This is a genomic window from Marinobacterium sediminicola (genome assembly GCF_022343685.1).
In the GTDB taxonomy this organism is placed as follows: Bacteria; Pseudomonadota; Gammaproteobacteria; order Pseudomonadales; family Balneatricaceae; genus Marinobacterium; species Marinobacterium sediminicola.
Window position 1 is genome coordinate 3,113,605 of record NZ_CP092123.1, and the last position, 25,324, is coordinate 3,138,928.

The 25,324-nt window shown below is 54.8% G+C and carries 20 protein-coding genes, 1 pseudogene and 1 riboswitch; of the genes and pseudogenes, 8 read left to right on the plus strand and 13 right to left on the minus strand.

Translation table 11 applies throughout. From position 1 onward, the window contains the following. Window positions 1-27: 27 nt before the first annotated feature. Window positions 28-4,596: an EAL domain-containing protein gene (locus tag LN244_RS14220; protein ID WP_239040435.1), complete on the minus strand. Its 4,569-nt coding sequence runs from the start codon at window positions 4,594-4,596 to the stop codon at window positions 28-30. 160 nt (window positions 4,597-4,756) lie between these two features. On the opposite strand from LN244_RS14220, the gene LN244_RS14225 reads away from it, so the two are divergent. After that, complete coding sequence (locus LN244_RS14225; RefSeq protein WP_239040436.1) at window positions 4,757-5,182, plus strand: antitoxin Xre/MbcA/ParS toxin-binding domain-containing protein; 426 nt, start codon at window positions 4,757-4,759, stop codon at window positions 5,180-5,182. 125 nt (window positions 5,183-5,307) lie between these two features. On the opposite strand, the pseudogene LN244_RS14230 reads toward LN244_RS14225, so the two are convergent. The 4 genes and pseudogenes from LN244_RS14230 to LN244_RS14245 form a co-directional block, all read right to left on the minus strand. Beyond that, window positions 5,308-6,469: pseudogene (locus LN244_RS14230) on the minus strand (IS3 family transposase). A gap of 117 nt (window positions 6,470-6,586) precedes the next feature. Next, on the minus strand, window positions 6,587-6,760 hold the full coding sequence (locus LN244_RS14235; protein WP_343774675.1) for a hypothetical protein: 174 nt from the start codon (window positions 6,758-6,760) through the stop codon (window positions 6,587-6,589). Window positions 6,761-6,781: 21 nt separating this feature from the next. Continuing rightward, on the minus strand, window positions 6,782-7,681 hold the full coding sequence (gene yddG / locus LN244_RS14240) for an aromatic amino acid exporter YddG (protein ID WP_239040437.1): 900 nt from the start codon (window positions 7,679-7,681) through the stop codon (window positions 6,782-6,784). Between the two features lie 87 nt (window positions 7,682-7,768). After that, entirely contained in the window at window positions 7,769-8,500 is a 732-nt protein-coding gene (locus LN244_RS14245; protein ID WP_239040438.1) for an AraC family transcriptional regulator, read from the minus strand. A 294-nt stretch (window positions 8,501-8,794) separates the two neighbouring features. On the opposite strand from LN244_RS14245, the gene LN244_RS14250 reads away from it, so the two are divergent. After that, complete coding sequence (locus LN244_RS14250; RefSeq protein ID WP_239040439.1) at window positions 8,795-9,013, plus strand: helix-turn-helix transcriptional regulator; 219 nt, start codon at window positions 8,795-8,797, stop codon at window positions 9,011-9,013. A 49-nt stretch (window positions 9,014-9,062) separates the two neighbouring features. Here the strand turns inward: LN244_RS14250 and LN244_RS14255 are convergent, their stop codons facing one another. From LN244_RS14255 to LN244_RS14265, 3 genes are all read right to left on the minus strand, one after another. Continuing rightward, window positions 9,063-10,400 (minus strand): tyrosine-type recombinase/integrase, encoded by a 1,338-nt coding sequence (locus LN244_RS14255; protein ID WP_239040440.1) that lies wholly within the window; start codon window positions 10,398-10,400, stop codon window positions 9,063-9,065. Window positions 10,401-10,699: 299 nt separating this feature from the next. Then, window positions 10,700-11,782: an alkene reductase gene (locus LN244_RS14260; protein WP_239040441.1), complete on the minus strand. Its 1,083-nt coding sequence runs from the start codon at window positions 11,780-11,782 to the stop codon at window positions 10,700-10,702. 258 nt (window positions 11,783-12,040) lie between these two features. Continuing rightward, window positions 12,041-12,544, minus strand: a complete 504-nt coding sequence (locus LN244_RS14265; protein ID WP_239040442.1) for a lactoylglutathione lyase family protein — start codon at window positions 12,542-12,544, stop codon at window positions 12,041-12,043. Between the two features lie 106 nt (window positions 12,545-12,650). On the opposite strand from LN244_RS14265, the gene LN244_RS14270 reads away from it, so the two are divergent. From LN244_RS14270 to LN244_RS14280, 3 genes are all read left to right on the plus strand, one after another. Continuing rightward, window positions 12,651-13,556, plus strand: a complete 906-nt coding sequence (locus tag LN244_RS14270; protein WP_239040443.1) for a LysR family transcriptional regulator — start codon at window positions 12,651-12,653, stop codon at window positions 13,554-13,556. A gap of 236 nt (window positions 13,557-13,792) precedes the next feature. Further along, window positions 13,793-14,638, plus strand: coding sequence for a glutathione-dependent disulfide-bond oxidoreductase (gene yghU / locus LN244_RS14275; RefSeq protein WP_239040444.1), 846 nt, complete (start codon window positions 13,793-13,795; stop codon window positions 14,636-14,638). Between the two features lie 62 nt (window positions 14,639-14,700). After that, on the plus strand, window positions 14,701-15,627 hold the full coding sequence (locus LN244_RS14280; RefSeq protein ID WP_239040445.1) for a LysR family transcriptional regulator: 927 nt from the start codon (window positions 14,701-14,703) through the stop codon (window positions 15,625-15,627). Between the two features lie 109 nt (window positions 15,628-15,736). Here LN244_RS14280 and LN244_RS14285 read toward each other — a convergent pair whose 3' ends face one another. The 3 genes from LN244_RS14285 to LN244_RS14295 form a co-directional block, all read right to left on the minus strand. After that, window positions 15,737-16,168 carry an acyl-CoA thioesterase gene (locus LN244_RS14285; RefSeq protein WP_239040446.1) on the minus strand — a complete coding sequence of 144 codons (432 nt, stop codon included), beginning with the start codon at window positions 16,166-16,168 and terminating at the stop codon, window positions 15,737-15,739. A 16-nt stretch (window positions 16,169-16,184) separates the two neighbouring features. Next, on the minus strand, window positions 16,185-16,763 hold the full coding sequence (locus tag LN244_RS14290) for a TetR/AcrR family transcriptional regulator (RefSeq protein WP_239040447.1): 579 nt from the start codon (window positions 16,761-16,763) through the stop codon (window positions 16,185-16,187). 291 nt (window positions 16,764-17,054) lie between these two features. Then, complete coding sequence (locus LN244_RS14295) at window positions 17,055-18,281, minus strand: OprD family outer membrane porin (RefSeq protein ID WP_239040448.1); 1,227 nt, start codon at window positions 18,279-18,281, stop codon at window positions 17,055-17,057. Window positions 18,282-19,042: 761 nt separating this feature from the next. Continuing rightward, window positions 19,043-19,115, plus strand: a riboswitch (cyclic di-GMP riboswitch). 260 nt (window positions 19,116-19,375) lie between these two features. Here LN244_RS14295 and LN244_RS14300 point away from each other — a divergent pair. From LN244_RS14300 to LN244_RS14310, 3 genes are read left to right on the plus strand one after another with little or no spacing between them, the layout of a single operon-like run. Continuing rightward, on the plus strand, window positions 19,376-20,164 hold the full coding sequence (locus LN244_RS14300; RefSeq protein ID WP_239040449.1) for an ATP-dependent zinc protease family protein: 789 nt from the start codon (window positions 19,376-19,378) through the stop codon (window positions 20,162-20,164). Then, the gene (locus LN244_RS14305; RefSeq protein WP_239040450.1) at window positions 20,161-21,681 is read left to right on the plus strand and encodes an inactive transglutaminase family protein; all 1,521 of its coding nucleotides are present in this window, start codon (window positions 20,161-20,163) and stop codon (window positions 21,679-21,681) included. The genes LN244_RS14300 and LN244_RS14305 overlap by 4 nt, the downstream gene beginning before the upstream one ends. Then, entirely contained in the window at window positions 21,681-22,685 is a 1,005-nt protein-coding gene (locus LN244_RS14310; RefSeq protein WP_239040451.1) for an alpha-L-glutamate ligase-like protein, read from the plus strand. Before LN244_RS14305 ends, LN244_RS14310 begins: the two co-directional genes overlap by 1 nt. Here LN244_RS14310 and LN244_RS14315 read toward each other — a convergent pair. Further along, window positions 22,682-23,893 carry an MFS transporter gene (locus LN244_RS14315; RefSeq protein WP_239040452.1) on the minus strand — a complete coding sequence of 404 codons (1,212 nt, stop codon included), beginning with the start codon at window positions 23,891-23,893 and terminating at the stop codon, window positions 22,682-22,684. The genes LN244_RS14310 and LN244_RS14315 overlap by 4 nt on opposite strands. Before the next feature lie 102 nt (window positions 23,894-23,995). After that, window positions 23,996-25,309 carry a guanine deaminase gene (gene guaD, locus LN244_RS14320; RefSeq protein WP_239040453.1) on the minus strand — a complete coding sequence of 438 codons (1,314 nt, stop codon included), beginning with the start codon at window positions 25,307-25,309 and terminating at the stop codon, window positions 23,996-23,998. Window positions 25,310-25,324 lie beyond the last annotated feature (15 nt).

Here is a 25,324-nt window from a genome sequence, read left to right on the forward strand (position 1 = left end):
GCATTTACGCAGCACCAAGTACCTGCCTCATGCCATCTGGTCGAGAAATTTGAGGAAGCGGTTCTCCGGCAGCGGTTTGGAGTAGTAATATCCCTGGATCAGTACCTTGTCGAACTGCTCGAAATACTGCTTCTGTTCTTCTGATTCCACCCCTTCAACAATCACCCGACTGCCGATCGCTTCGGCAATGTTAAACACCGCCTCAATAATCGGATACTTACTGTGACTGCTAGAAACGGTATCGGTGAACGTCTTGTCGAGCTTGATAACGTCGAGCGGCAGGCTTTTGATCCGTCCCAGGTTGGAATAGCCCGTGCCGAAATCATCCAGACTGATCAGGCAACCCTGGCGCCGAAGCTGACGTAGCACACTGGACAGCGATTCGGGATACTTGTGAAACACCCTTTCGGTAATCTCGATCACCATCCTCTCGAGCATTCCCTGATGCTGCTCGACCAGCTGACCAAACGACGTGCTCATCAGGGTACGTGCGGTCATATTGAAAGAGATCTTTCCTGCATAGTCAGTGTGACGGGACAGGTAATCCGCCACCTGGGCAAACACCCAGAGGTCGATCTCCTCGATCAGCGCCGTTTCTTCGGCCATGGGAATGAAGGTACCCGGGGGAATCATACCTCTGACCGGATGCTGCCAGCGCAACAGTGCCTCAGCATGAGAGACCGTCTCACCATGAGGATCAATGATCGGCTGAAAGTACAGCTCCAGCTGGTGATCAGTGATCGCAGCCTGCATGTCGCGCTTAAGATCATGGCGACACTGAGCCTGCTCGTTCAGCTCCGGAGAGAAAAATGTAAATGCATTGCCCCCATCCCGCTTGGCGATGTACATCGCAGTGTCGGAATAGCGGATCAGTGTCACAGCATCGACACTGTCGTGAGGCGCGTTAGACACACCGATGCTGGCACTGATAATGAACGACTGTTCACCGACCAGAATCGGTTGATGCACGCGGGTCAGGATTTTATGCAGCACCTGGTCAACAGCCTTAATATCATTGCTGTCGCTGACCAGCACCACGAACTCATCACCGCCGAATCGGGCTACAGTATCGCTTTCCCGGACCGAAGCACTCAATCGGCTCGCCACTTCCTTAAGCACTATATCGCCGATATCGTGGCCAAAGGAGTCATTGATCTCCTTGAACCCATCCAGATCAATGAACAACACAAAAACGATTTCCCCAGAACGCTTGGCATGCTTGATCAGCTCGTCCAGGCGATCCTGAAGCAAGTTACGGTTAGGCAGTAACGTCAGGGCATCGTAGTTGGCCTGACGGTCGATCAGCTGACGCGAACGCACCTGCTCGGTAATATCCTGTACCACGCTGATCACTACCGTGCGCGCTTCCTCCGCTTGCGCTTCAGCCATGCGAGCCTGGCTCACATCGATCAGACCGTATCGCAACTCATCGTTCAGCCCCTGATAGCGCTTCTCAGTCTTGTAACTGCCAATCTGACCCGCGAGCAGCTGCTGGAGTAGCCCTGCATCCTTGCCAAGGTCGTCGGAGTGCACGAAGTCGGACAACGAACGACCTCGAACGGTGTCAGAGTCAAGCCCCAGCCAGCCACAGAAAAAGGCGTTGGCCTCAAGGATCTCACCGCCCTCATCACTGAGCACAATCCCCACGTTGGAGCTTTCAAACACCGTACGGAATTTCTCTTCGCTGTATTGCAGCTGATGCGCAAAGGCTGTTGCTTGAGTGATGTCGATGGCACTGCCGATCAAGATCTCACACTGATTGGCTTCGTCATAGAAGCGGCCGCCCCTGTCCTGCAACCACAGGGTGCTGCCGGTTTTGGTCTGGAGCCGGTACTTGACGTCCCAGGTATCCTGCTGCACGGCCTGTTCGAAGGTTGCCCGATCGTCCGGGTGGATGGCATCCAGATACGTCGCTACCTGACCTATGCGGATATGCTCGGCCAAGCCCATGTAGTGTCGGAAGGCCGGACTGATATACAGAAGTTCACTGAAGTCGCGTGAGCTCATCCAAACCACTTCATGCAGCGAGTCCGCAATCAAGCGGAACTTGCTCTCTGCCGCTGCCCTCTGCTGCCGGGTCCTGGACAGTTCGGTGATGTCGGAGAAGGTAAGGATAACCCCGGCAATGCAGTTGTCGGCCACCAGGTAGGGCGAGGCATTGATGATATAGGTTTCCTGCTCATTCGACACTTCGAGCGTGGCGGCCTCGCGATTGCGCACCACTTGATCGAGCACATCGGCAAAGTTGTCGATTCTCATACGGGTTGAGATCTGCTGAATACGGCGCCCGATATCATCAGGCGTGATCCCGAATACCCGCACCGCACGAGGGGTATAACGCAAAATTCGCAGATCTTCGTCAAGCACCACCAGGCCCATATTGATCGAGCTCTGAATGTTGTTCAGCGTCGAATTGAGCAGACCCAGCTCCTCCGACTTGGCCTGCAACTCATCATTAAGGGTGGTCAGCTCCTCGTTGGACGCCTGGAGTTCCTCGTTGGTCGTGCTCAGCTCCTCGTTGGAGGATTGCAGCTCCTCGGTGGCGGCCTGCAACTCTTCATTCAGAGACTGCAGCTCCTCGTTGGAGGCTTCCAGCTCCTCGATCACGGCCTGCAAATGCTCGCGAGTACTGGACAGGTCGCTTTCCAGTGCCTCAATTCGGGCACGGGTGTTGTGGTCCCCGGCAGCCTCGTCTGTATCGGCTGCCAACAGCACCCGCGGTGGTTCAAACGAAACCAGCAAGAGAGATTCCTGATTGTCCTCGGTACGGATAGGCCGCACGACCACCTTCAGTGCCGTGCGCTTCCCATCCAATTGCAGGGTAATCGGATGCTCGATCGGTCCTTCATGGCTACTGTTTTGTGCACGGTACAGCAAAGCCCTTAGCTCGGTGCGCATCTCCTCCGGCACCAGCGCCAACAGGTTAAAATCTGCCATGCCTTCTGGAATGGTCAGCATGGCACTGGTATCACCGAAAAAGTGCAGCGGCTGATAATCGCTGTTGATCAAGACACTCGGTGGCGCATAGGCCTTCAGCAGACAGCGGTTGACCGCCTCCTTCTTCAGTTCCAGTGGAGGCCTGCGCGACTCGGCAGCCAGCTCCTTGACGATCAGCGGATCGAAAGCCCCGATGATTGCCCGAGTTTTGACGCCGTCCCGGCGCTCGAAAATCTTGTTGCGCTCGTCCAGCGCATGAAAAAGCCCGCTGCGGGCGCGGCTAATCGACTCCGACTTACCCAGAAACAGGATGCCCTGAGATGCCAATGAATAGTGAAAATTGTTGATGAGCTTGTCCTGCAGGCTGTTCTGCAGGTAGATCAACAAATTACGGCAGCTAATCAGGTTCATCCGTAGAAACGGCGGATCGCTGACCAGATCATGGCGGGCGAACACGCACATATCGCGGATACGTTTGCTGACCTTGTAATTACGTCCCTCCTTGACGAAATACTTATCCAGCAGCCCCGGATCCAGCGCCTCTAAAGCGGCAGCCGAATATACCCCCTTGCGAGCAATCTCCGTGGCCACGAGGTCGATATCGGTGCCAAAGATGTTGATGCTGTAGCCCTCGACTCGGTTGCCGAGAATCTCGTGCAAGAGTATGGCGAAGCTATAAGCCTCCTCCCCAGTGGCACAACCGGGCACCCAGATACGCACCCGGCGATTACTGATCCGCTTTTGAAGCATCTGCTCCAGTATAACTTTCAAGCTGTCAAAGGCATCCCCGTCGCGAAAGAAACTGGTCACTGAGATCAGAAAGCTCTTTTTCAGCCGCTGCAGCTCATCAGGATCCTCATGGATATATTGCAGATAGTCCGCGAACGAAGACAACCTCAGGCTCGTCAGTCGACGATTGGTCTGGCGAAGCAGAGTCGCTTTCTTGTATTCGCTGAAATCCACCTTAGTGGCCTGATAGATCTCGCGCAGCAATGCATCGTAGGCACTAGACTCATCCCCACCATGCTCCTCGAGCAGAATCTGGTCGCCCTGAGCTCTCTGCAGGATATCCGGCAAATTTCGACCGATTTCCGCCGGCTCCAGGATAATGTCCACGGCATCCGACCGAATCGCCGCATTCGGCATGCCGTCATATTTAGCCGTTTTCGGAGTCTGCGCGATGGTCAGCCCGCCAGCAGCGCGGATAGCCCGGCAGCCATGACTGCCATCGGAGCCTGTACCTGACAAAATGATGCCGGCACCTTTTTCGGCGAAGCTTTCAGCAATGGAGATAAGCAGGGTGTCGATCGAGGGCTTGGGGCCAACGTCACGATCAAGCTCATGAAGCAACACTTTTCCATCGTGCACCAGCACGTCACGGTTGGGTGGGCTGATGTACACAATATCCGCTTGAAGTGGCGCCCCATCACTGGCCTCAACCACCGTGATCGGACACTCCTTGGCAAGAATTTCAACCAGCATACTGCGATGCTGGGGCGACATGTGCTGGGCAATCACATAGGCGGTGGTACCGGCAGGCCTGAGCTGGGCCAACAGCGGCCGGATCGCCTCCAGCCCACCCGCCGATGCACCAATGCCAACCACAAATTTGGCGAGAGTACTGGTATGCGCCTTTGCCTTCATGCGGCTTTTACTCACAGCTTACTATTGCTTCTTACTTCATCATCATAGAAACCACCCGAACGTTCAAGAACATCAGGGTGTTGCAATGATTTATGTGCTGTATGTATTAATCTAATCAGAGACAGACTCAGCAAGTGCCAGCGCCTTTGTAACCCGCATCAATCAGGATCAGCGAATGAAATCCAATAGCAGGAGCAATCTCGTCTTTGGGGTTATCCCTTCTGAATTACTGCAAAACCCCTGGGAGTTCATCCGCTGCTGCAGACGCGGTGTGCCGGGACACTGGGTACGGCTCGTCATTGATACAACGGGTCAACAGGCCCTGATCGCATATGCATTGGGTGTTCCACCAACCCAATGTGAAGTCCTGCTCAACACACCACACCTGAACCTGTCCGATTCGGAACAATTTCTCGATACAGTGAGGCTGCTACAGAAAGTCACGGATGTATGGGAATCAGAGCAACGAGCGCAGGAGTGGCTGCATCAGCCCATCACGGCACTCGGCGGTAGCAAGCCCGGGGATCTGTTCGACACGTTTACAGGACGGCAACTGGTATCCCGTGTTCTGGATGCAATTGAGATGGGTGAATTCAGCTGAGCGAAGACAACACGCAAAAAGGGGAGGATTACCCAAGCACTCGTTATAAAAATTACCCAAACTGCTTCTCTTTTGTCACCTCATTAGAAGAGCTTATTTTCTCCAAAACCTGCAGACTGTAGTGGTCAACTAATCCCGGACAGTATTTTAAGGTTCTCCTCTGCGACAACGGGTGAAATACCGTTGTTGAATGCGTGAGGTCGTTGCCGGTTGTAGTAGTCCATCAGATAGCCACCCACATCCTTTTTAGCCTCGAGCAGGTTCCGATACCCCAGAGCCGGCATCCATTCAGATTTCAGGCTCCGGAACAGCCTCTCCATCGGGGCGTTATCCCAGCAGTTGCCACGCCGGCTCATGCTTTGTGTCATTCGATAACGCCAGAGCCTCTGGCGGAACTTACGGCTGGCATACTGGCTCCCCTGATCCGAGTGGAACATGACTTTTTCTGGTTGACCGCGTTGCTCCCAGGCGTGGTCCAGAGCTTTGACAACCAGGTCGGCATCCTGGCTGGAGGACATTGCCCAACCAACAACACGCCGTGCATACAGATCCAGTACGACAGCAAGATAGCTCCACCGCTGGCCGCTCCAGATGTAGGTAATGTCTCCACACCACGCCTGATTGGGCCGTTCTACTGTAAATTCACGGGCCAGATGGTCGGGATGTCTGGTCGCTCAAGGGTGGCCTGCTTGTAGGCGTGAGGGCCTGGTTGCTTACAGATCAGCCCCAGCTCGCTCATCAGTCGTCGAACCTTGAATCGACCAATAACAACGCCTTCCTCGCTGAGCATGCCTTTGATTGTTCGGCTGCCAGCAGAACTGCGGCTCTTGGTAAACAGGCGATTTACCTGAGCCTTCAGGACCAGACGCTCAATGTCTATATGGTTCCGCCGTTGGCGGTACTCGTAATAGCTGGAGCGGCTGATATCGAACGCATTGCAGACCATTTCAACAGGCATGTGCTCACTCAACTGGTCTATCAGCGCGTACGATTCATGTCGTCCGACATCAAGAGAGCGGTAGCCTTTTTTAGTATGTCTTTCTCTTGTTCAAGGCGTTTGCAGCGAGCTTCCAGCTCCTGAATACGGCGCTGCTCCGGGGTTAAAGCCTTGCCCTTCGGGGTAATGCCTTCACGCTCATCCGTCAGTTGCTGAACCCAGCGCCGCAAAGAGCTTTCACCCACGCCCAAGGACGTACTCGCCTGGGCGATGGTGTAACCTTGATCCAGCACCAGGCTGGCTGCTTCCTGCTTGAATTCCGGAGTAAAGGAACGTCGCTTTCTGGTCATCAGACACCTCGTTAATGGTGGTGATCTTACCACCTACGTTGGTGTCCGGAATCATTGAACCACTACAATCTGCTTGGGCGGAAAATTGGTAACAGCAAGAACCTGTTTACCTATGAGTTATTCCTTGTCATACAGACTCGTGAGCTGAGCACTCGACTTACGGATACCAATATCCAGCCCGAAATCCACCCGCAGTTTATAGGCAGGCTTGCGCGCTTCGGGGAAATCCGCCACGTCAATAATGGTTCCGATACGCAATTCAATTTTCTCGAAATCGTCCCAAGTAATCATCTCGCTGCTCCTTTGAAGTAATCAGTCAGTTAACATTTCGGGCTCGGCGACCGCCCGGCTTTTCGCTCGCCCAGCGATCAAAGAGCCAATGACGATCAGAATGCTGGCACTCAACACCGCAAATGTAGCCTCACCATATCCGGCAAAGATCAACAGGATCACTGAAATCAGTGGCGCACTGTATGCAAGGGTTCCCAGTAACTGGATGTTCCCGTGTTTCACACCATAGTCCCAAGTGAAGAATGCGATGCCAACCGGCCCAAGGCCCAGCCCGACCAGACCAATCCATTGCATCTCGCCCTCAGGCCATACCGTTTCCTCCCACAATAGGTGGCAGATCAGAGCCAGAATGGCTGTAACACCACAGAACCAGCCCACAGCATCTGTTGGCACTGTGCGAACCAGCCTGCTAAGAACGGAGTAAGAGGACCAAATCAGCGCACAAGACAGAGCAACCACGTAGCCCGGCAGATTCTCCCAGGCAAACCCGTCCGTATTTCGGCTGATCAACAGCCAGCAACCAGCCAAGGCAACCACGGCCCCAACGATGTACTGAATTCGTAATTTTTCGCCCGGCAAGAGAGCGGAAAGCAGAACGATCAGCAAAGGCCAAAGGTAAGCCAGAAGGCTCACTTCAACGGCTGGTGCCAGCGTCATGGCCTTGAAATAGGCAAAGTGATAACCGAACAAGCCGACAACACCTATGCACCACGCGAGCGGTGATTGGCTTAAATACCGCACGCCCGTATGCCCGGACAGCAGCCAGCGGCAGCACATCAGCAGAAACGCGATGCCGAAGGTCATGGCCATAAGCTGGAACTCGGGAATCTCTCCACCAGAAAGCTTGGTCAGCAGCGCCAGAGTGCCCCAAAACAGAACGGAAATTGAACCGATCCACGTCGCCGCTTTAACAGATGCCATGCAACCCTCCCCGAAATGCTCATGTTTGAATAATTTCGAAAGAGGGTATCTAGGGCGGGTAAAAGGTTCTTTTGAATCTTGGCGGAACTATTTCGAAATACGGCGGAAGTGTCTGGGCGACTTACCGAAGTGGACTCTGAACCGGTCACTGAAGGAAGATAACGAGGAGTAACCGACGGCATCAGCAACTCGCTGGATACTGAGGTCTGACTGCTCCAAAAGCCGCCAAGCCTCTTTCATTCGCAGCTCCGTGAGGTATTGATGCGGTGTCATTCCGACTTGGCGCCGGAAAAGATCGTTCAGCTGCCGAATGCTCAGATGTGCCACCGCCGCTGCATCCGACAGGGATAATGGTTGGCTAAAATGGTCATCGAGATATTGTTTGGCTGCGAGCACTCTGCGGTCCAGCTTCAACTGGCTTCCGTGCCGCTCCTGAAGTAACTGAATCAGAAGAAGCAACATTTGATGCTGGGTGAAATCTGACTCAGTCCCATTTTGAAGCTGTGCGTGAAGGAACTGGATGTAGTGGAGCAATGCTGGATCTAGGTCCACGAAGCAAGGTAGCTTGTCTAGCGCCGGGGCTAAACCCTCTGGCACGTCGGCAACCAAAAACCGGTTATATTCGGTCGCACAATACCCATGACCACTCCCCGACGGAATGATGGCCGCTCGATGCTGAGCTACCTCTCCGTCCATTGCATCGATTGACAAAGACAACTTTCCCACTAAGGGGAGTACAAGCTGATGATGGTCGTGGGAGTGGCTTTTTCCCTCTTCATCATAGGTTCTAATGTTCAGGCCAATCTCTGAATGCTTCATGCCATCAGTATAATCAGAAACAGTTGAGAATCATCACGGAATCACGCTGCGCTCTAAATCCCTCGAAAAGCTGACCTGCCCCCGATACCTATTCGATTCCTTTGCAAGTCGACAGTAAATATCCACAAAACCACGCGACTTCAGATATTCATCACCGATTTTTTGCGGTTTTTTGTCACTTTGACGAGCCCAAACGGTGCAATTTTCATATCAAAATAATGTACATCCGCATCTGCTGGGCGAGACGGCCTGCAAGTGGATCATAGTAGCTATTTGTTCTTGATTGAGGTGGGTATGCTGGATCGAATGATGAATATCAATGATGTGGTTAACGTGACTGGGATCTCCCGGGCAACCATTTACCGACAGATGGAGGCCGGAGAGTTTCCGCAGCGTGTCCGAATCTCGGGTGGGCGAGTGTCGTGGCGGGAGTCAGAGATCCAGGAATGGATCAGGCTCGGAGCCGATCAGTGGCGCGCTCTTCGTGACAAAAACCATACCAAAGAGGCCTAACTAACGGCCTCTGTTCAGTTCGGACACCATTGAATTGGTATTCAGTCGATTACCGATTTCCAAACTGCACGTGAATTACATTGGTGTTATGCGCTATTTCACCCTGCCCGTGCTGATCAGACGTCAGTCGTGTTAGCGTTTCACCCCATCGATCCCAGACTCGTACCTGCATCGGCCACCGGTCCGCACGGTTATACGTAGCGATCAGACGTGGCTCCGAGTGACCGATCATTACATCAGCCAGCAACTTGTCTACATCAAGATGATCCGTCCATGCAGTGGTCACTGTTCTGCGCAGATCATGCACCCCGAAAGATTCTAAATGTGCCAGTGGCGCTTTCAGATTCTGCTCCTTCGCATCACGCCCCTGAAAACGTTTGACCGCTCTGGTCAGCACATCAATGCCTATTGGCGCTCCACATTTACGTGGCGACTCAAACACATATTCTGAGTGACTGAATTGTCGCTGCAGGCGCAGCACGTCCAGTGCATACTGAGAGAGTTTAATGCGCCGTTCCTGTCGAGTTTTGACGCGATGGCCCGGTAATGTCCAAACACCGTTTTCAAGATCCAGCTCCGACCAGCAAAGCTGAGAAACCTCACTCCGCCTCGCCCCCGTTGCGATAATCAGTTTGATCGCATTGCAGGTACTGGGACTGGCTCGTCCGGCCCCTTGGTCCAGAACGATAAGTAGCTGCCTAAGCTCCGGCAAGGTGAGAAAACGCTTCTTCGGAGGTGAGGGGCGCGCTTTGATCTTCTTCGGAGTAATAGTCGCTGCCGGGCTTTCCTCGATCTGCTCCATGTCCTCACAGTATTCGAGCAGTGCCTTTAAAAGGCTCAGACACTGCCTGGCCTCCTCTCGCGCCTTGCTGGCCGCTGTTGATAGCACTTCGATGAGTTTTGGTCGCGTCAGGTCCATGACCCGAAACGACGCCAACTCATCTTGCAGATGTAAGCGCCACCGACGCTGCATCTGGTTGACGGTTTTCTCCGTTGGCGGGTACCCGCTACGTCCTTGACTCGATGCATAGTGCTGTATCCAATGCGAATACGCTTCCTGCATCGTCCAGGCCTGTGTGTTTCTGGCCACTTCTGCGGCGCGGTAGTAACGAGGGTCAATGCCCTGCTTGACCAGCTGCACAGCTTGGCCGTGCATCTCTCTGGCCTGTTTCAGGCTAACCGATGGAAACGTACCAATCACATAGTCAGGTCGCTTGTTACCGAGCCTGAACCGGTAAACCCAACGCTTGCTGACCCGGTCTCCGCGCAGTTCGATATATAAACCCGCACCGTGCCGCGAGGACACTCGAAAGCGCTCCACTGTTTTGTGGCCTGAGGGTTTCAGTGCCTGAATCTCACGATGAGAACTGAGTACGTGCTGCGTCATGCTGTGCTCTGCTCAACAGATATTTGGCCTATCAGCGGCCCACCAAGCGGCCCACCACCCAGCACAGTATAGCGCGAGTTTTATTGAGAGTTGAAGAGACAGCCTGAGTCAGGCAAAAAATCTTAAGATACTGTTTTATATATTATTTTTGATACGTCATGAGACAACCTGATATTTCATGAAACACCCCGAAACAGCCAAACCTCCCCCCTCCTAAGGGGCAGGTCGCAGGTTAGAGTCCTGCCTGGGGCGCCATCTCATGAAAAAAGCGGAAGCATAGGCTCCCGCATTTCGTTCAGTCAGGCATTCGCCCGTTCTTCCATGACCGGATAATCCGTATAGCCTTCAGCTCCCGGCGAGTAGAAGGTAGCCGGATCAGCCTTATTCAATTCTGCTCCAATTTTCAGGCGCTCCGGCAGATCCGGGTTGGCAATGAAAGGCACGCCAAATGCGATGGCGTCTGCCTGACCCGCAGCCACCGCGGAACTGGCTTCATCACCGGTATACCCCATATTCAGAATCAGCTTGCCGCGATAGCGCGCTCGCACCGGCGTAATCACATCCGCTTGCTGCTCTCCGAAGAAGTCACCGCGCATCAGGTGCAAATAGGCCAGATCAAAATCATTGAGCCGCTCGGCCAGCCAGGTCACCAGTCCCACCGGATCGCTGTCTTTCATGCTATTGAAGCTGTTCAAAGGAGACAGTCGCAAACCAACACGGTCACCACCCCATACCTGAGTCACGACTTCCAGCACTTCGAGCAGCAAACGGGCACGATTCTCGATTGAGCCGCCGTAAGGGCCTTCACGATGATTGGCCCCATCACGCAGGAACTCATCCAGCAGATAGCCGTTGGCGCCATGCACCTCTACACCATCAAATCCCGCACGCTTGGCGTTTTCAGCTGCTTTCTTGAAGCCTTCAACGATGGCCGGGATCTCATCATCGTGCAGCTCACGCGGCACGGTGTAGGGCTGTTTGCCTTCCGGTGTATGCACCTGATCGTTGGTAATGGCGATGGCACTGGGCGCAACCGGCTCACGCCCTTCATTCAGCAGCGGGTGGCACGCACGGCCACCGTGCCAGATCTGCAGAAAGATCCTGCCCCCTTTGGCATGTACGGCATCGGTCACTTTTCTCCAGCCGGCAACCTGAGCCTCGGAATAGATACCCGGCTCACGCCAGAACGCCGAACAGCCTTCCATTGCCATTGTCGCCTCGGCGATGATCAACCCAGCAGACGCGCGCTGGGCGTAATGCTCAGCCATCAGATCCGTGGGCACATGATCCGCATCCGCGCGGCAGCGGGTCAGTGGCGCCATCAGCACTCGATTACTCAGTGTGACGGCACCGAGCTGTACGGGCGTAAAGAGGTCAGTCATATAATTCCTCGCTCATTCGATAAAATACAGGCCACAGAGCCTTAAGCCTGTTTGCACAAACCGATGCCCATTGCATCAGAAGCCGGTCTGCAGGTGTACCCCTTTCAGCTTTGGAACCGTTATGAAAAAAAGTTGAAACCAAGCCATAATTCAAGTTCCTACAGGATTAAACGCTGTACCGGCATCCACAACGGGGGGTGAATGCCAACTCGACTCGTGCTGGGCATTACACCCTTTCATATCAACATTCCCCGTCAGTTATCCCTTGTAGGCGCCACTGGCGTAATGCAGCTCATAGCTATGGCTATAGATCTCGACGATATTACCGAAGGGGTCTTCCATATAGATCATGCGGTAAGGCTTCTCACCGGGATAGTAGTATCGCGGCGCCGGCATACGCTTTTTACCGCCGGCAGCAACGATTCTGTCGGCAAGCTCTTCCAGATTCGGGTCCTGTACGCAGAAGTGGAATACACCGGTTTTCCAGTATTCAAAATTGTTCTCGGGATTTTCCTGATTTTTGAACTCAAACAGCTCGACCCCTATACGATCACCGGTGGACAGGTGGGCAATGCGAAATCGTTCCCAGCCTTCGCCAAACACATCGGTGCACATCTCGCCGATAGCAGAATCATCTTCGATGATCTCGGTTGGCTCCATGATCAGATACCAGCCCATTACCTGGGTATAAAACTCGACGGCTTTTTCCAGGTCCGGCACGGAGATACCGATATGCGAAAAGGAACGTGGATAAGGATTCATGTTTCACTCCTGATTCGGTGTCATTAAACGTGTAACAAGACTAGACAGGAGCCAATATGATTTGAAATTATCATTTATTTTAATTTTGATAATAATTGGTTATTAAATGTTAAACCCTGTCTGGCTCACAACCTTTCGTACGCTGGTCGAAATCGGTCACTTCACTCAAACGGCCGAGAAACTGCACATGACCCAACCCGGCGTCAGCCAACATATCCGCAAGCTGGAACAAGCCTGCGGCCATATGTTGCTGCGTCGAGAAGGCAAGGGATTCGAGCTTACTGAACAGGGACGCTCGGTTTATCAATATGCGATTGAGTTGCAGCAGAAAGAGGCAGAGCTTCTGACTCAACTGGGTGCAGACGATCCACATAGCGGGCTGTGCCGGCTTGCCTGTTCAGGTGCTATGGCTATGGAACTCTACCCCGCGCTGCTCGACATGCAGGTACAGCATCCCGGGCTCACGATTGAACTTGAAGCTGCTCCCAATCAGCGGATTCTCCAGCATGTCAGTGAAGGGACCATCGACCTTGGCCTGGTCACCAGCCCGCCCACGCCCGGACTTTATGAGGTTGAACCACTGGGCTTTGAGACTCTTTCGTTGATCCTGCCAGATGTGGACAGTACCCTTCCTGGCATTCCGGACAGGCTGCACGCACTGGGGCTGATCGACCACCCGGACGCCCTGCACTATCTGGAGCTGTACTGTTCGATGTGCGGCATCCCGCAGCTGGAAAATCTGGATATTCATCAGTTACCCAAGGTTGGTTACATCAATCAGCTACACCAGATTCTGCTGCCTGTCGCCAAAGGCATCGGTTTTACCGTACTGCCTCAGCCTGCGATTCACAATTTCCCGCACAAAGACAGGCTGGTCATCCACACTCCCGCACAGGCAGTGAAGCAACCGCTGTATCTCATCGGTAAGCGTAACCGCAAACTGCCGGTCCGTTTTGAGGCCATCAGGCAGCTGATTCGAGAGGCAACTTGTTTTTCCAACAAGCCAGAATAATCAAGAGCTGGTGAAAACCATAAGTTGAAACCATTTAAAGCGCTGTACCACTACAACCACAATTCAGGCTGTCGTAGTCTGTTCTTATCCAGGAGTCACCGTAAAGCATTCAGCACGATGAACGACAGAGCCTGACATCAGCGGCCTCAGGCATGCGCCACTCGTCAGGGTGAACCAGACAGGATGCCTTCATCGTCATATCCATCTTTCATCAAGCGCGTCTGAAGGAGTGATCCATGAGCATGCAATACACCCCTCCCCGAGTATGGCGTTGGGACAGCGCAAACGGTGGCGAGTTTGCCAATATCAACCGTCCGGTTGCCGGTGCAACTCACGACAAGGCCCTTCCCAAAGGCCAGCATCCATTACAGTTGTACTCACTGGCCACTCCTAACGGCGTCAAGGTAACGGTTCTGCTGGAAGAACTGCTGCAGTTGGGCCTTGAGGGTGCTGAATATGACGCCTGGCTGATTCGCATCAGTGAGGGCGACCAGTTTTCAAGCGGCTTCGTTGAGGTCAACCCGAACTCTAAGATTCCCGCTCTGGTTGATTACAGCGGTGAAAGCCCGATCCGTGTTTTTGAGTCCGGTTCGATCCTGCTCTACCTGGCTGAGAAGTTCGGTGCCTTTCTGCCACAAGAGCCTCAGGCGCGAACCGAGGTGATGAACTGGCTGTTCTGGCAGATGGGATCGGCCCCCTATCTGGGAGGCGGTTTCGGACATTTTTATGCCTACGCACCTGAAAAGTTTGAATACCCGATTAACCGTTTTACCATGGAAACGAAGCGCCAACTGGATGTGCTTGATCGCCTGCTCGCCGAACGTCCTTTTATCGCCGGTAATGAGTACAGCATTGCAGACATCGCCATCTGGCCCTGGTATGGCGTTCTGGTCAGAGGCGGCCTGTACAATGCAGCGGAATTTCTCTCGGTTTCAGACTACCCTCACGTTCAGCGCTGGGCTGACGAAATTTTCGAGCGTCCGGCAGTACAACGTGGACGCAGGGTTAACCGAGTCTGGGGTGAGGAGTCGCTTCAGCTGGCTGAACGTCATAGCGCCAATGACTTCGAGCCAAAATCTTGACCTGTCGACACAGCCCTCATGCAGGGCTGTGACACGGTTGAAAATGCCCCGGATAGCCAACCATGATCCCTAATCAGCTTAACGTTTTCATCGCGGTCGTGAAGAACGGTAACTTTTCAGCGGCTGCCCGCCAGCTTGGTGTTTCATCGGCCGCCATCAGCAAGGCAGTCGCACAGCTGGAGAAAAACCTGGAGCTGCGCCTGTTTCACAGAACCACGCATTCGCTCACTCTGACCGAGGACGGCCATGAGTTGTATAAAAGAACGGGGCATCTGGTTGAGCAACTGGAGGATCAGATTCGACTCAGCACCGACAAACACAAGGCGCCCCATGGACGCTTGAAAGTTAACCTGCCGGACAGTTTTGGACGCATGGTCGTGCTTCCATTGATTCCCTCTTTTCTGGATAAATACCCCGATATTGAGCTTGATCTTACATTCGATGATCGTATCGGTGATCTGGTCAAGGAGGGAGCGGATGTCGGCATTGGTGTCATGTTAAGTCAGGACAGCCGCCTGATTGCACGTGACTTCTACCCGCTTCAACCGGTACTGGTTGCCAGCTGTGAATATGTGGAAAAACATGGCGAACCGGAAACGCCCGAACAGCTCTCAGGGCACAACTGTATCGCCTACCGCTCCTCTACCACAGGCAGAAAGAAAACCTGGAACTTCCGGGTCAACGGTGAACTGATTCAGATTGAACCTCGGGGAAACCTGATCGTTAACAACATGTCAGCGGCAATGAAAGCCGTGGAAATGGGGATGGGCATTGCTGCCGTCGGCATTGGATACGCCGAGACCTGTATCGAACAGGGCTGCTTCCGCCGCATACTGAAAGAATATGAAGCCGACCCCATTCAGGTCATGATTTACTACTCGTCAAGACACTACCTGCCAGCCAAAACCCGACTCTTCATCGACCATTTGCTGGAACATGTCCACGACGAACACCGAATCGATCTGGATCAGATGATTCATGAGCTTTAGCCTGGCATTTCAGACCGCTCAACTCAGGGCGGGCTCACACGTAAGTGAGTCCGCCCATGACCATTAGAGATGGCATGGATCGATCGCCAGGCGGACTGCCTGTCGTGGCTTATTGATCAAACTGATAGCGTGACAACAGGGCTCTGGCCTGCTCGCTCAGGCTCGAGGAGCGGGCCGTAGTATCATCTACCTGAACAATCACTGTTTCCGCGGTGGCAACACAGCGCCCATTTTGAAACACTCCTTGATACAACCGAATCGAGCTGTTGCCGATACTAAGGACCCCTGTGCCGATATCCACTTTTCCGGGCCAGTGTATTTCGGCCAACAGCTGGAGATTCAAATTGGCAATCACGAAAGACGTGCCTTCTGACAGCATCGGCTCTTCAGGTGAAAGCAGCATCTCAACCCGTCCGGTTTCCAGAAACGTTGAAAACACCGCATTGTTTACGTGCCCCTGGCGGTCGGTATCCGAATAACGGATCTTGTCAAACGCCTTGGCCGGAAAATCGTCCAGTACGGGATTAGCCTTGTTCTTCATTGTTTCCATACACTCCTCACTGCGTCATTCGACCGGCATGCCGTTTACCGGCTTCCAGTATTGCTTCTGATAGCTGTTCCGAATCCACCGCTCTTGACAGGGCTAGTGAGCCCAACATCATCGCCATGAAAGCCAAAGCATCACTGAATTCCTGCTCATCCAGATCCGCAATTTCCTTTTGCATGATGGCTGACAGCGACTTGTAAAGCTCCGCCTCGTATGTCTGCTTGAAAGCATCATCCCCACGTGCAGCCTCCGAGCACAGCGCAGCAAGTGCACAACTACGATCCAGACGGTCACGATGCTCCCTGGTCAGGTAACGTTGAGCCAGACGTTCGAAGCGATCGGTCTGGGGCTCCGATGAAGGCCCTCGCGTCCAGCCCTCGCGGTTGCCGGACAAGGCCTCCACAAATGCAGCTCGCGCCAGCTCATCCTTGTTTTTGAAGTGAGAATAGAAGGCTCCATGAGTGAGTCCGGCATCATCCATCACGGCCGCAATACCGGCGCCATCAAGCCCTTCCTCACGCAGTCGTCGTGCTGCTGCATCCAGAATTTTCCTGCGCGATTCCTGTTTTTTTTGCTCGCGAACACTCACAAGGCACCTCGCATGATAATCATCATGCGAGTGACCTTATGGCATGATGATCATCATGTCAATTTGGCCGGACTCCCAGAGACGCATGCTCCGTTCAGGAATGAGCACCTTGATCCATGGGTAAGGACATTCGTGGTTCAGGAGGATCTGATGGGGTATGGCAGCGAAAAAAATGGAGGCCGAAGCCTCCCAAAAGCCGCTTACAAGTAACGGGATTCACATACCAGCAGATGATGTCCGGCGCTGAGTCAGGAGCTTGTTGATGAATAATCAGCGCCGGTTTTGGAGGGGTTACAGCAGGTTGGTGCGATATTCGGCGATGAAACGAATATCGTTGATACGCGGCACGACCGCCGCGTCACCATCGGCATGCGCCACACGCAGTCGCAGACTCAGTCCTTTGGCGGCACCGTCCTGCAGCGTGTACTTGGCGTCAAAGTTGGTTTCACGGCGCTGACCATCATCGCCACCGGCATAGTCGATATCCCAAGACTCGGTATGACGGGCCATCAGGTGCAGACCCGGAACGGAGGGCACATCGTAGTCGACACGGAACTGCAGCGACTGTTCATCCTTGGCATTGAAGTCCAGCAGCTGCACAGCACCCCAGGTAAAGAACTGGGTATTATCGGCTGCGACGACATCCGAATCATTCCACTTCTGGTCGTATGCATCGCTGCCACCGATGGTCTGGTAGGCCAGCGTGTATGCCCAGTTGCCTTTGGACAGACGACCGGTCAGCCCGGTCAGGTTGCTGTCATAGTTTTCATCTACAAACAGGTCGCCATCCGCCTCACCACGCATATGGGTCAGATCCAACAAAACATCATGATCAGCCAGCTTGGTGGTGTAGCTTGCATTCAGATAAAGCTGCTTCTGGTAGTCGTCCGCCACGGCATACTGCAGATGAGTACTCAGGCCATTACCGAAGTCATAGGTCCCACCCAGTGACTTGATGTCGTAGGTTTCACCATTGGCGGCACGGTATTTATTGAACTTTTCGCTGTTGTTCATCGACGCCTTATCGGAGTAGATCGCATACAGCTTGCCGCTGCCCAGTTTGGCTTCACCGTAGAAGCCCTGGGTGCTCGGTGCAGAGATGCGCGACGTCAGGTCGTTCAGCAGCGGCGTCATCAGAATCATGCGACCCAGTTTCAGGTCGACATTCTCGACCGGACGCAGCTTCAGGTAAGCCTGTTCCAGCGTGGTGTAGCCATCACCTTCCGGCGTCAGCACGTCAGAGGAGTTTACGGTCTTGTCGCCTTCCAGCTTGGCCACATGAACGGCGGAGACATCGACGCCGACCATGTCATTCCAGTACGGAGACAGGAGCTCAAAGCGGAACGCCTGACCCGCCGCGATCGTATCCGGGATACCCTGATCGAAGTCGCGATTCATGTAGAAGGTACGGAAGTCCAGATTGACCTTCATGCCGTCATCACTGTCAGCCGCCATTACAGGCGCTGATGTAATCATGCCCAGCGCAGCGAGAGCCAGTGGAAGTTTATTTGCTTTCATGAACTTACCTATTTTTCTTTTTGGATGTTGGGAGAGGTTTACTCGCATTCCTCTTTCGACAGGGGCCTTGGTAGCCGAAAGACTTGTCCAGAGAGTCAGCCGTAGATAACTCTGTTCAGCGCTCCACTGCATGTGTGTACCCACAGCCAGATCTGGATATAAGACTCCAGGCGAAAGACTGCTGGCAGTTTGCAGGTTGAACGTGAGATGCCCGAGCACAATGACATCGGGACTGGAACCGGGAAGACATAAGTCCGTATTGAATCTGTAACCATTGATACAGACGGACTGATAGGGATCGTTTGCGGGTCATACCGCACCTCAGTACTGCAATTATTCTTGTTATGCCTGCTACAGAGCGCGGCCTGTCACAGGATCAGGGTTGAGAGGCAGTCTACCGCTTACATTAAGAAAGGTGCTTCGAATATTGATATTCAAGAAGCCATACAGCACAAGAAAACAGACAAAAAACCAAACAAAAAGAAAGAATATTTACAAATACCGCTAAGTTATTGAAAATAAATACTCTTCGTATGACCTGATAGCCGGATGCATCATCAAGAAAGACGCGATAATGTTGCTGCCTGCGAATAAGCAGCGCTGTTAAACACGCCAAAAATGTCTCACTAAAGAGACAAACAAGGCATTTATTTGATCTGGCACAGCTTATTTCTTTGGCAAACTTTGCCAATTGCTGCTAAGGTTCATTTCAGGTTTTGTGCTGATGCGTTCAGCTAAAACCGCTTTCCAGCGAAGAGTCTCTCTCGAAAAGGCAACGGTCGTAAGACCGGCGCAAAGCTCAGGGCCAACGGAAACGGCTGCCGGGTTACCGAAGGAGAGATTCACCCCAACAGTTTCGCAGGATAGGCACCCCTGCAGAGCGCTGTATAGATACAGCTTTCTGCAGGGGTGTTTTTGTTTATGCGCCACCAAACTCCACGTCCCGAAAATACCCCGATGACTGCCGTCCAGCATAGTCGATGATTTCAGCCTGACTTAATCGTCTGTTCAGTCAAACAAATGCACTATCCGCGCCAACATCAGCCCCTCCAACAGCCCCAGTCAGTCGGGTTCTGCTCCCTGGAGATTGTTCAATGCCGAGTCTTCTCAAACAATTTCGTCTAATCGCACTACTGATCATGGCCAGCCTGACGGCAGCCTGCAGCCATGACCGCTACCTGTTTCTGGAGCGTGCAGAACTCGACCAACTGAGCCTGCAGCTGCACCAGCAGCAGAGCCGTCTGGACACCCTTGCGGCTTTAAGCCAGCAGCAGTTCGATACGCTGAATCGCAACCAGCATTTTCAGCGCCAGGAGCTGCGAGACGCGCTCAATGAACAGAACGAAAAGCTTTCAAGGCTTCGCCCCGCACGCAACCGCACTCAGTTGCCCCCGTCCAGCCAGCCTGGTTCAGGGCACTATGAAGGCAAACTGGTGGTGGGCGAAGTGGAAAAAATCTATCTGGCTTTGCCGGGACTGATGCTGGATGCTCGCATCGACAGCGGAGCCACCACTTCATCGCTTCATGCCAGCAACATCCTGCGCTTCGAACGCGATGGACGGAACTGGGTGCGGTTTGACATCCAGAACCCGCAATCGGGCGAGCGCATCACACTGGAACGAGAACTCTCACGTAATGCCAACATCATCCAGTCCAATACCGAGGATGCCGAACGGCGCCCGGTGGTTGAGTTGCCATTCGTCATCGGCAATCACCGTCAGAGTGCAGAATTCACACTCAGTGACCGCAGCCATCTGACGTATCCGATGCTGATTGGCCGCAATGTGCTGCGTGATGTCATGCTGATCGATGTCGGTCGCGAATATGTCACCACTCTGCCGGATACATTGCTGCAAGCCGATGATGCAGGAGATACCCCTTGATACGCCATTCCAAAACGCCTTTCTACCTGGCGACTCTACTGCTGATTGCAGCCGGGCTGTTGCTGGCTGTACTGCGCCACCAGCAGATGGGAGTCCCCTGGCTACCCGGCGCACAACAGCCTGTATGGCTGGTGGAAGCACGGATCGACTTTCAGGCCTGGGGAGAACCCGTCAGTGTCGATCTTAACATTCCGGATCAGCCACCCGGTTTTCACACCCTGACCGAGCAGGCTGCGTCTCCCGGCTATGGTTTTGCCATCACCGAGCACCAAGGTGATCGCCGTGCCGAGTGGACCATCCGTGATGCCGCCGGACCGCAGACGCTTTACTTTAAAACCCGCCTGATACCTGACAGTGCTGAGCGTGACACTCTGCTGGAGCCGGGCGTCATAAAACCAGCCGAGATTTTTCTGGAAGAACCCGATGCCACTGCGGCTCGTGCGTTGCTGCTGCAAGCGGAAGCACGTTCCAGCGGACCCGCCAGCATGACTCGAGAACTGATCGGCTTGCTCAACAGCGCGACGCCTGACCAGAATACCCGCCTGCTGCTCAGTGATGCCGCCCTGGCTCCGACACTGTATCGACTGCTGAACTTTGCCGGCATTCCGGCCCGTATTGCCGACGGCCTGCAGCTGGAAGATGCCCGCCGTCAGCAGACCCTTCAGCCCTGGCTCCAGGTACATGATGGCGAGCGATGGTTGACCTTCAACCCCAGAACCGGCATCCAGGGCGTACCGGCTGATGTCCTGCTCTGGCGCGAAACTGATGGCTCACTGCTGGATGTGACCGGCGGGACCGATTCGATTGTACGCTTCTCCATGCTGCGCCAGACCGTACCAGCCCTGCAGATCGTTCGCGCCGAAGCCAATAAACGCGCCTTCGGCTCACTCAGCCTCTACCAGCTGCCGGTAGAACAACAGGGCATGTTCCGCATGCTGTTGCTGTTGCCCTTTGGTGCCCTGGTGGTCTGCCTGATGCGCATACTCGTCGGTATCAAGACCTCCGGCACGTTCATGCCGGTGCTCATTGCCGTCGCCTTTGTGCAAACCTCGCTGCTGCCGGGACTGGCCGCCTTCATGGGTGTCGTCACTCTGGGACTGCTGATGCGAGGATACCTGTCCAGCCTCAACCTGCTGCTGGTGTCCCGCATCTCGGCCCTGATCATCCTGGTGCTGTTCATCACGGCCGGAATCAGCATCATCGGCTACCAGATGGGGTTCAGTACCGGCATGACGGTCACCTTTTTCCCCATGGTGATTCTCGCCTGGACTATCGAGCGCATGTCGATCCTGTGGGAGGAGGAAGGCGCCCATGAGGTGCTTATTCAAGGAGCTGGCAGTCTGATCGTAGCAATCCTGGCCTATCTGGTGATGCGTGCGCCCCTGGCTGAGCACATCAGCTTCAACTTCCCGGAACTGCATCTGGTGGTACTGGGCATCATTCTGCTGTTGGGCCAGTATACCGGCTACAAGCTGACAGAGCTGCGCCGATTTGCCCCCATGAAGAGGTATCAGTGATGTTTGACTGGATTCGGCCACGCGACCTCAAGCGCAAGGGCATGCTAAGCATGAATAAGCGCAACGTCGACTACATCGCCCGTTACAACGACCGCAGCGCCTTCCCGCTGGTCGACAACAAGCTGAAAACCAAACAGGTGGTTGAGGAGCACGAAGTAGCCAGCCCCCTGCTGCTGCAGGTCGTGAGCGAGCAGCACGAGATTGGCCATTTCCGCGAACGTGTTGCCGATCTGGATGGCTTTGCCATCAAACCGGCAAAAGGCTCCGGCGGCAAGGGGATTCTGGTGATCACCGGCCGTAAAGGTGATGACTTCGTCAAACCCTCCGGCAGCCGGGTCAGCCTGGCCGATATCGAACGCCATCTGTCCAACATTCTCGCCGGACTCTATTCACTGGGCGGCTCGCCCGATGTCGCCGTGATCGAAGCACTGGTCCGCTGCGACCCGCGACTGTCGCGCTACTCCCACGAAGGCGTGCCCGACATCCGCATCGTCGTGTTCAAAGGCTACCCCGTCATGGCCATGCTGCGCCTGGCCACACATGCCTCTGACGGCAAGGCCAACCTGCATCAAGGCGCTGTGGGCGTGGGTCTGAACCTGGCCAATGGGCGGGCACTGAACGCTGTCCAGTTTGATCGCCCGATTGAGCAGCACCCGGACAACGGGCTGAATCTGGCCGACATTCAGATCGACAACTGGCATTACCTGCTCAACATGGCCAGCCGTTGCTATGAGGCAACGGGATTGGGCTACATGGGTGTCGACCTGGTGGTGGACGCAACCCGGGGGCCATTGCTGCTGGAGCTGAATGCACGGCCGGGACTGGCAATCCAGGTCGCCAACGGACAGGGATTACTGCCGCGGCTACACGCAGTTGAGGCCCTCAAACGCCCCCACCTGACGCCAGAGGAGCGCGTGCACTGGGCAATGACAGAGGCCGGTGCCGATAATATCCCGCAACCGAGACGTTCAATACCGGCGCTGGAACCTGTTTTCCAGATCTAGAGCAGACGGGCAACTCGCGTGACCAGCAACACCCCCAACAGGGACAGCCCCCCTGTCGCCAGCCAGGTCAACTGCCAGCCCCCGGCCCATACCGCCAGCGCCCCGATGATCGGTGGTGCAATAAACTGACCCAGTGCCGACAGCTGTAACATCCAGCCGACAGAGGTCGACACCACTGAACTGTCAGGCGCCAACCTGACCGCCAATGAGAACAGGACCCCCGGAATCACGCCACTGACTGACGAAAACACGAGCACGGCGCCATAACGCAGCCAGGGCATATCAGAGGTCATGGAGGAGAACGCGGTCCAGGTGGTCAGGGTCATCACGGCAAAGCCGAGATACAGAAGTTGTCGCGCGCCCACTCCAGCCTGCAACAGACGCCCGGACGCGACGTTACCTACCACGTTTGCCACCGCCGCAATCGCGGTCAACACGCCAACGACCGCGCCCTCCAGCCCTGCCTGTGTGTAGATGGAAGGCAGGAAGCCGATCACGGACAGCCATTGCCCGGAATACATCGGGAATATCAGCGCCACCAGCCAGGGCCCCGGACTGCTGAGTGTCAGCTTCAAGCGCCCGGCCAGTACTCTAAGCCCTGATAGAGGGGAGCCCGCTCTGGGATCATGATCACGCCGATCTGCCGGGACGGCCATCAGCACCCAGGCCAGCATCACCAGCGTTATCGCCGCGATCAACCACCACCAGCCCTGCCAACCCAGCTGCTGCATCAGCCAGGGACCAATCAGCAGGCCAGTGCCGGTGCCGAACCCCATGTAGCACCCCCACCAGCCCAGACGCAAGCTGAGCTTTTCGACTGAAACCAGCTGACGGATCAACCCGGGGCCCGACAGGGTAACCAGTAAGAAACCCACCCCTTCCAGTCCTCGCAACAACAATAACTCTGTCGCTGAGGAGGCCAGTCCACCCATCACGCTGCTGGCTGTCAGGATGCCTAAACCGGTCAGAACACTGCGCCTGAGACCAGCGCTGTCGGCCAGTACACCGATCAACGCCCCGCCGATCATTCCTGCCAACTGGACCAGTGACAGCAGAAAACCGGCCTGTACCAAGGTAACACCAAGCTCCGCCTGCAGCACCGGAATTGCCGGCGGCAACTTGCCGATATGCAGCGCAGCCACGATGCCAGCCAGCATGACGACCACTTCCGGGGCCAGCCCTCTAAGGCTGAAGCTTAGGTGTTTCACCGGGACACTCCCTGTCTGAGAAATGGGCTCATTGTACGCCTGCCCGCGACAAGTGCCACCGGTTTGCATACAAGCCAAACGACCCGCGAATCGAACAGCTGATCAGGCTCCCACCGGGATGAGTCTTCGTCCCTGAATATTCACTTCAACGACCAAACGATCATCACCGAGCAGAATCAACAGTCCCATGAGTTCTTCAAGACTGTTCGCGCGAGCGGTACGCTCGGCCAATTCCGGCGTCGCTTCCAGGTCCAGCACCAGAAAGTCGGCTTCATTCCCCACACGAAAGCTGCCAATCTGCTGTTCCAGCTTAAGCGCTCTGGCGCCCCCCAAGGTCGCCAGATAGAACGCCTGCAACATGCCCATGGGCTCGCCACGCAGCTGCTGGACGCGGATAGCATCCGCCAGTGTTTTCAGCACCGAACAACTGGGACCGGCTCCCACATCCGTACCGACCGACAACAGGACATCGGTGTCCTGCAATGCCCTCAGAGGCATCAAACCAGAGCCCAGCAGCAGGTTTGAGGAAGGACAATGCGCAACCGCAGCACCGCTCTCACCAAGTCTTCGCTGCTCGTCAGCCTGAAGATAGATGGCATGGGCAAAGATCGTACCTGCACGCAGAAACCCGAAGCGATCATAAAGGTCCAGATACCCGCGATCACGAGGAAACAGCTTCGCGACCCTATCGCACTCCTCTTCGGTCTCTGCCAGGTGCGTCTGCAGATAAAGACTGGGCGATTGTCGCAGCCAGTCACGGCACTGACTCAACAACATTTCAGAACAGGCGGGGGCAAAACGTGGCGTCAGCGCATAAGCCAGACGATCACGTCCGTGCCAACGCTGAATCAGCCGATCAGTCGCTTCCAGCGTCTGCTCAGGTGCCTCACGCAGCGCTTCAGGCACCATCCGGTCCTGCAACACTTTGCCTGCAACCATGCGCAGTCCCAGATGCTGTGCATGCTGGAAAAAGGCATCCGCACTTTCAGGCTGTACCCCGGCAAAGACCATCGCCGTCGTTGTCCCGTTGCGCAGCATCTCGGCGATGAAGCGATGCGCCATCACTTCCGCCAGCCCCGGCTGAGCCAGCGCCGACTCGGCTGGAAAGGCACGACGCTCCAGCCACTCAAACAGGGAACCGGAGGGACTGCCCGCTACGCTGAGCTGCGGGTAATGGGTATGGGTGTCAATCAGCCCCGGAACCAGCAGGCCACCGCGACGATCTTCGATGTCCACATTTGCAGGCAGACGTGCCGCCAACTCACCCGCTGTACCGACCGCATGGACTCTGCCATCCTTGATCCACAAGAGCCCATCTTCGAAATAGCGTACAGCCGACTCGCCAGCGATCGCAGGGTCATCAAGGCAATCAACGATTGCTCCACGCAGAATACGGCTACTGCTTGCAGGTTCCATGACCTTCTCCAGACT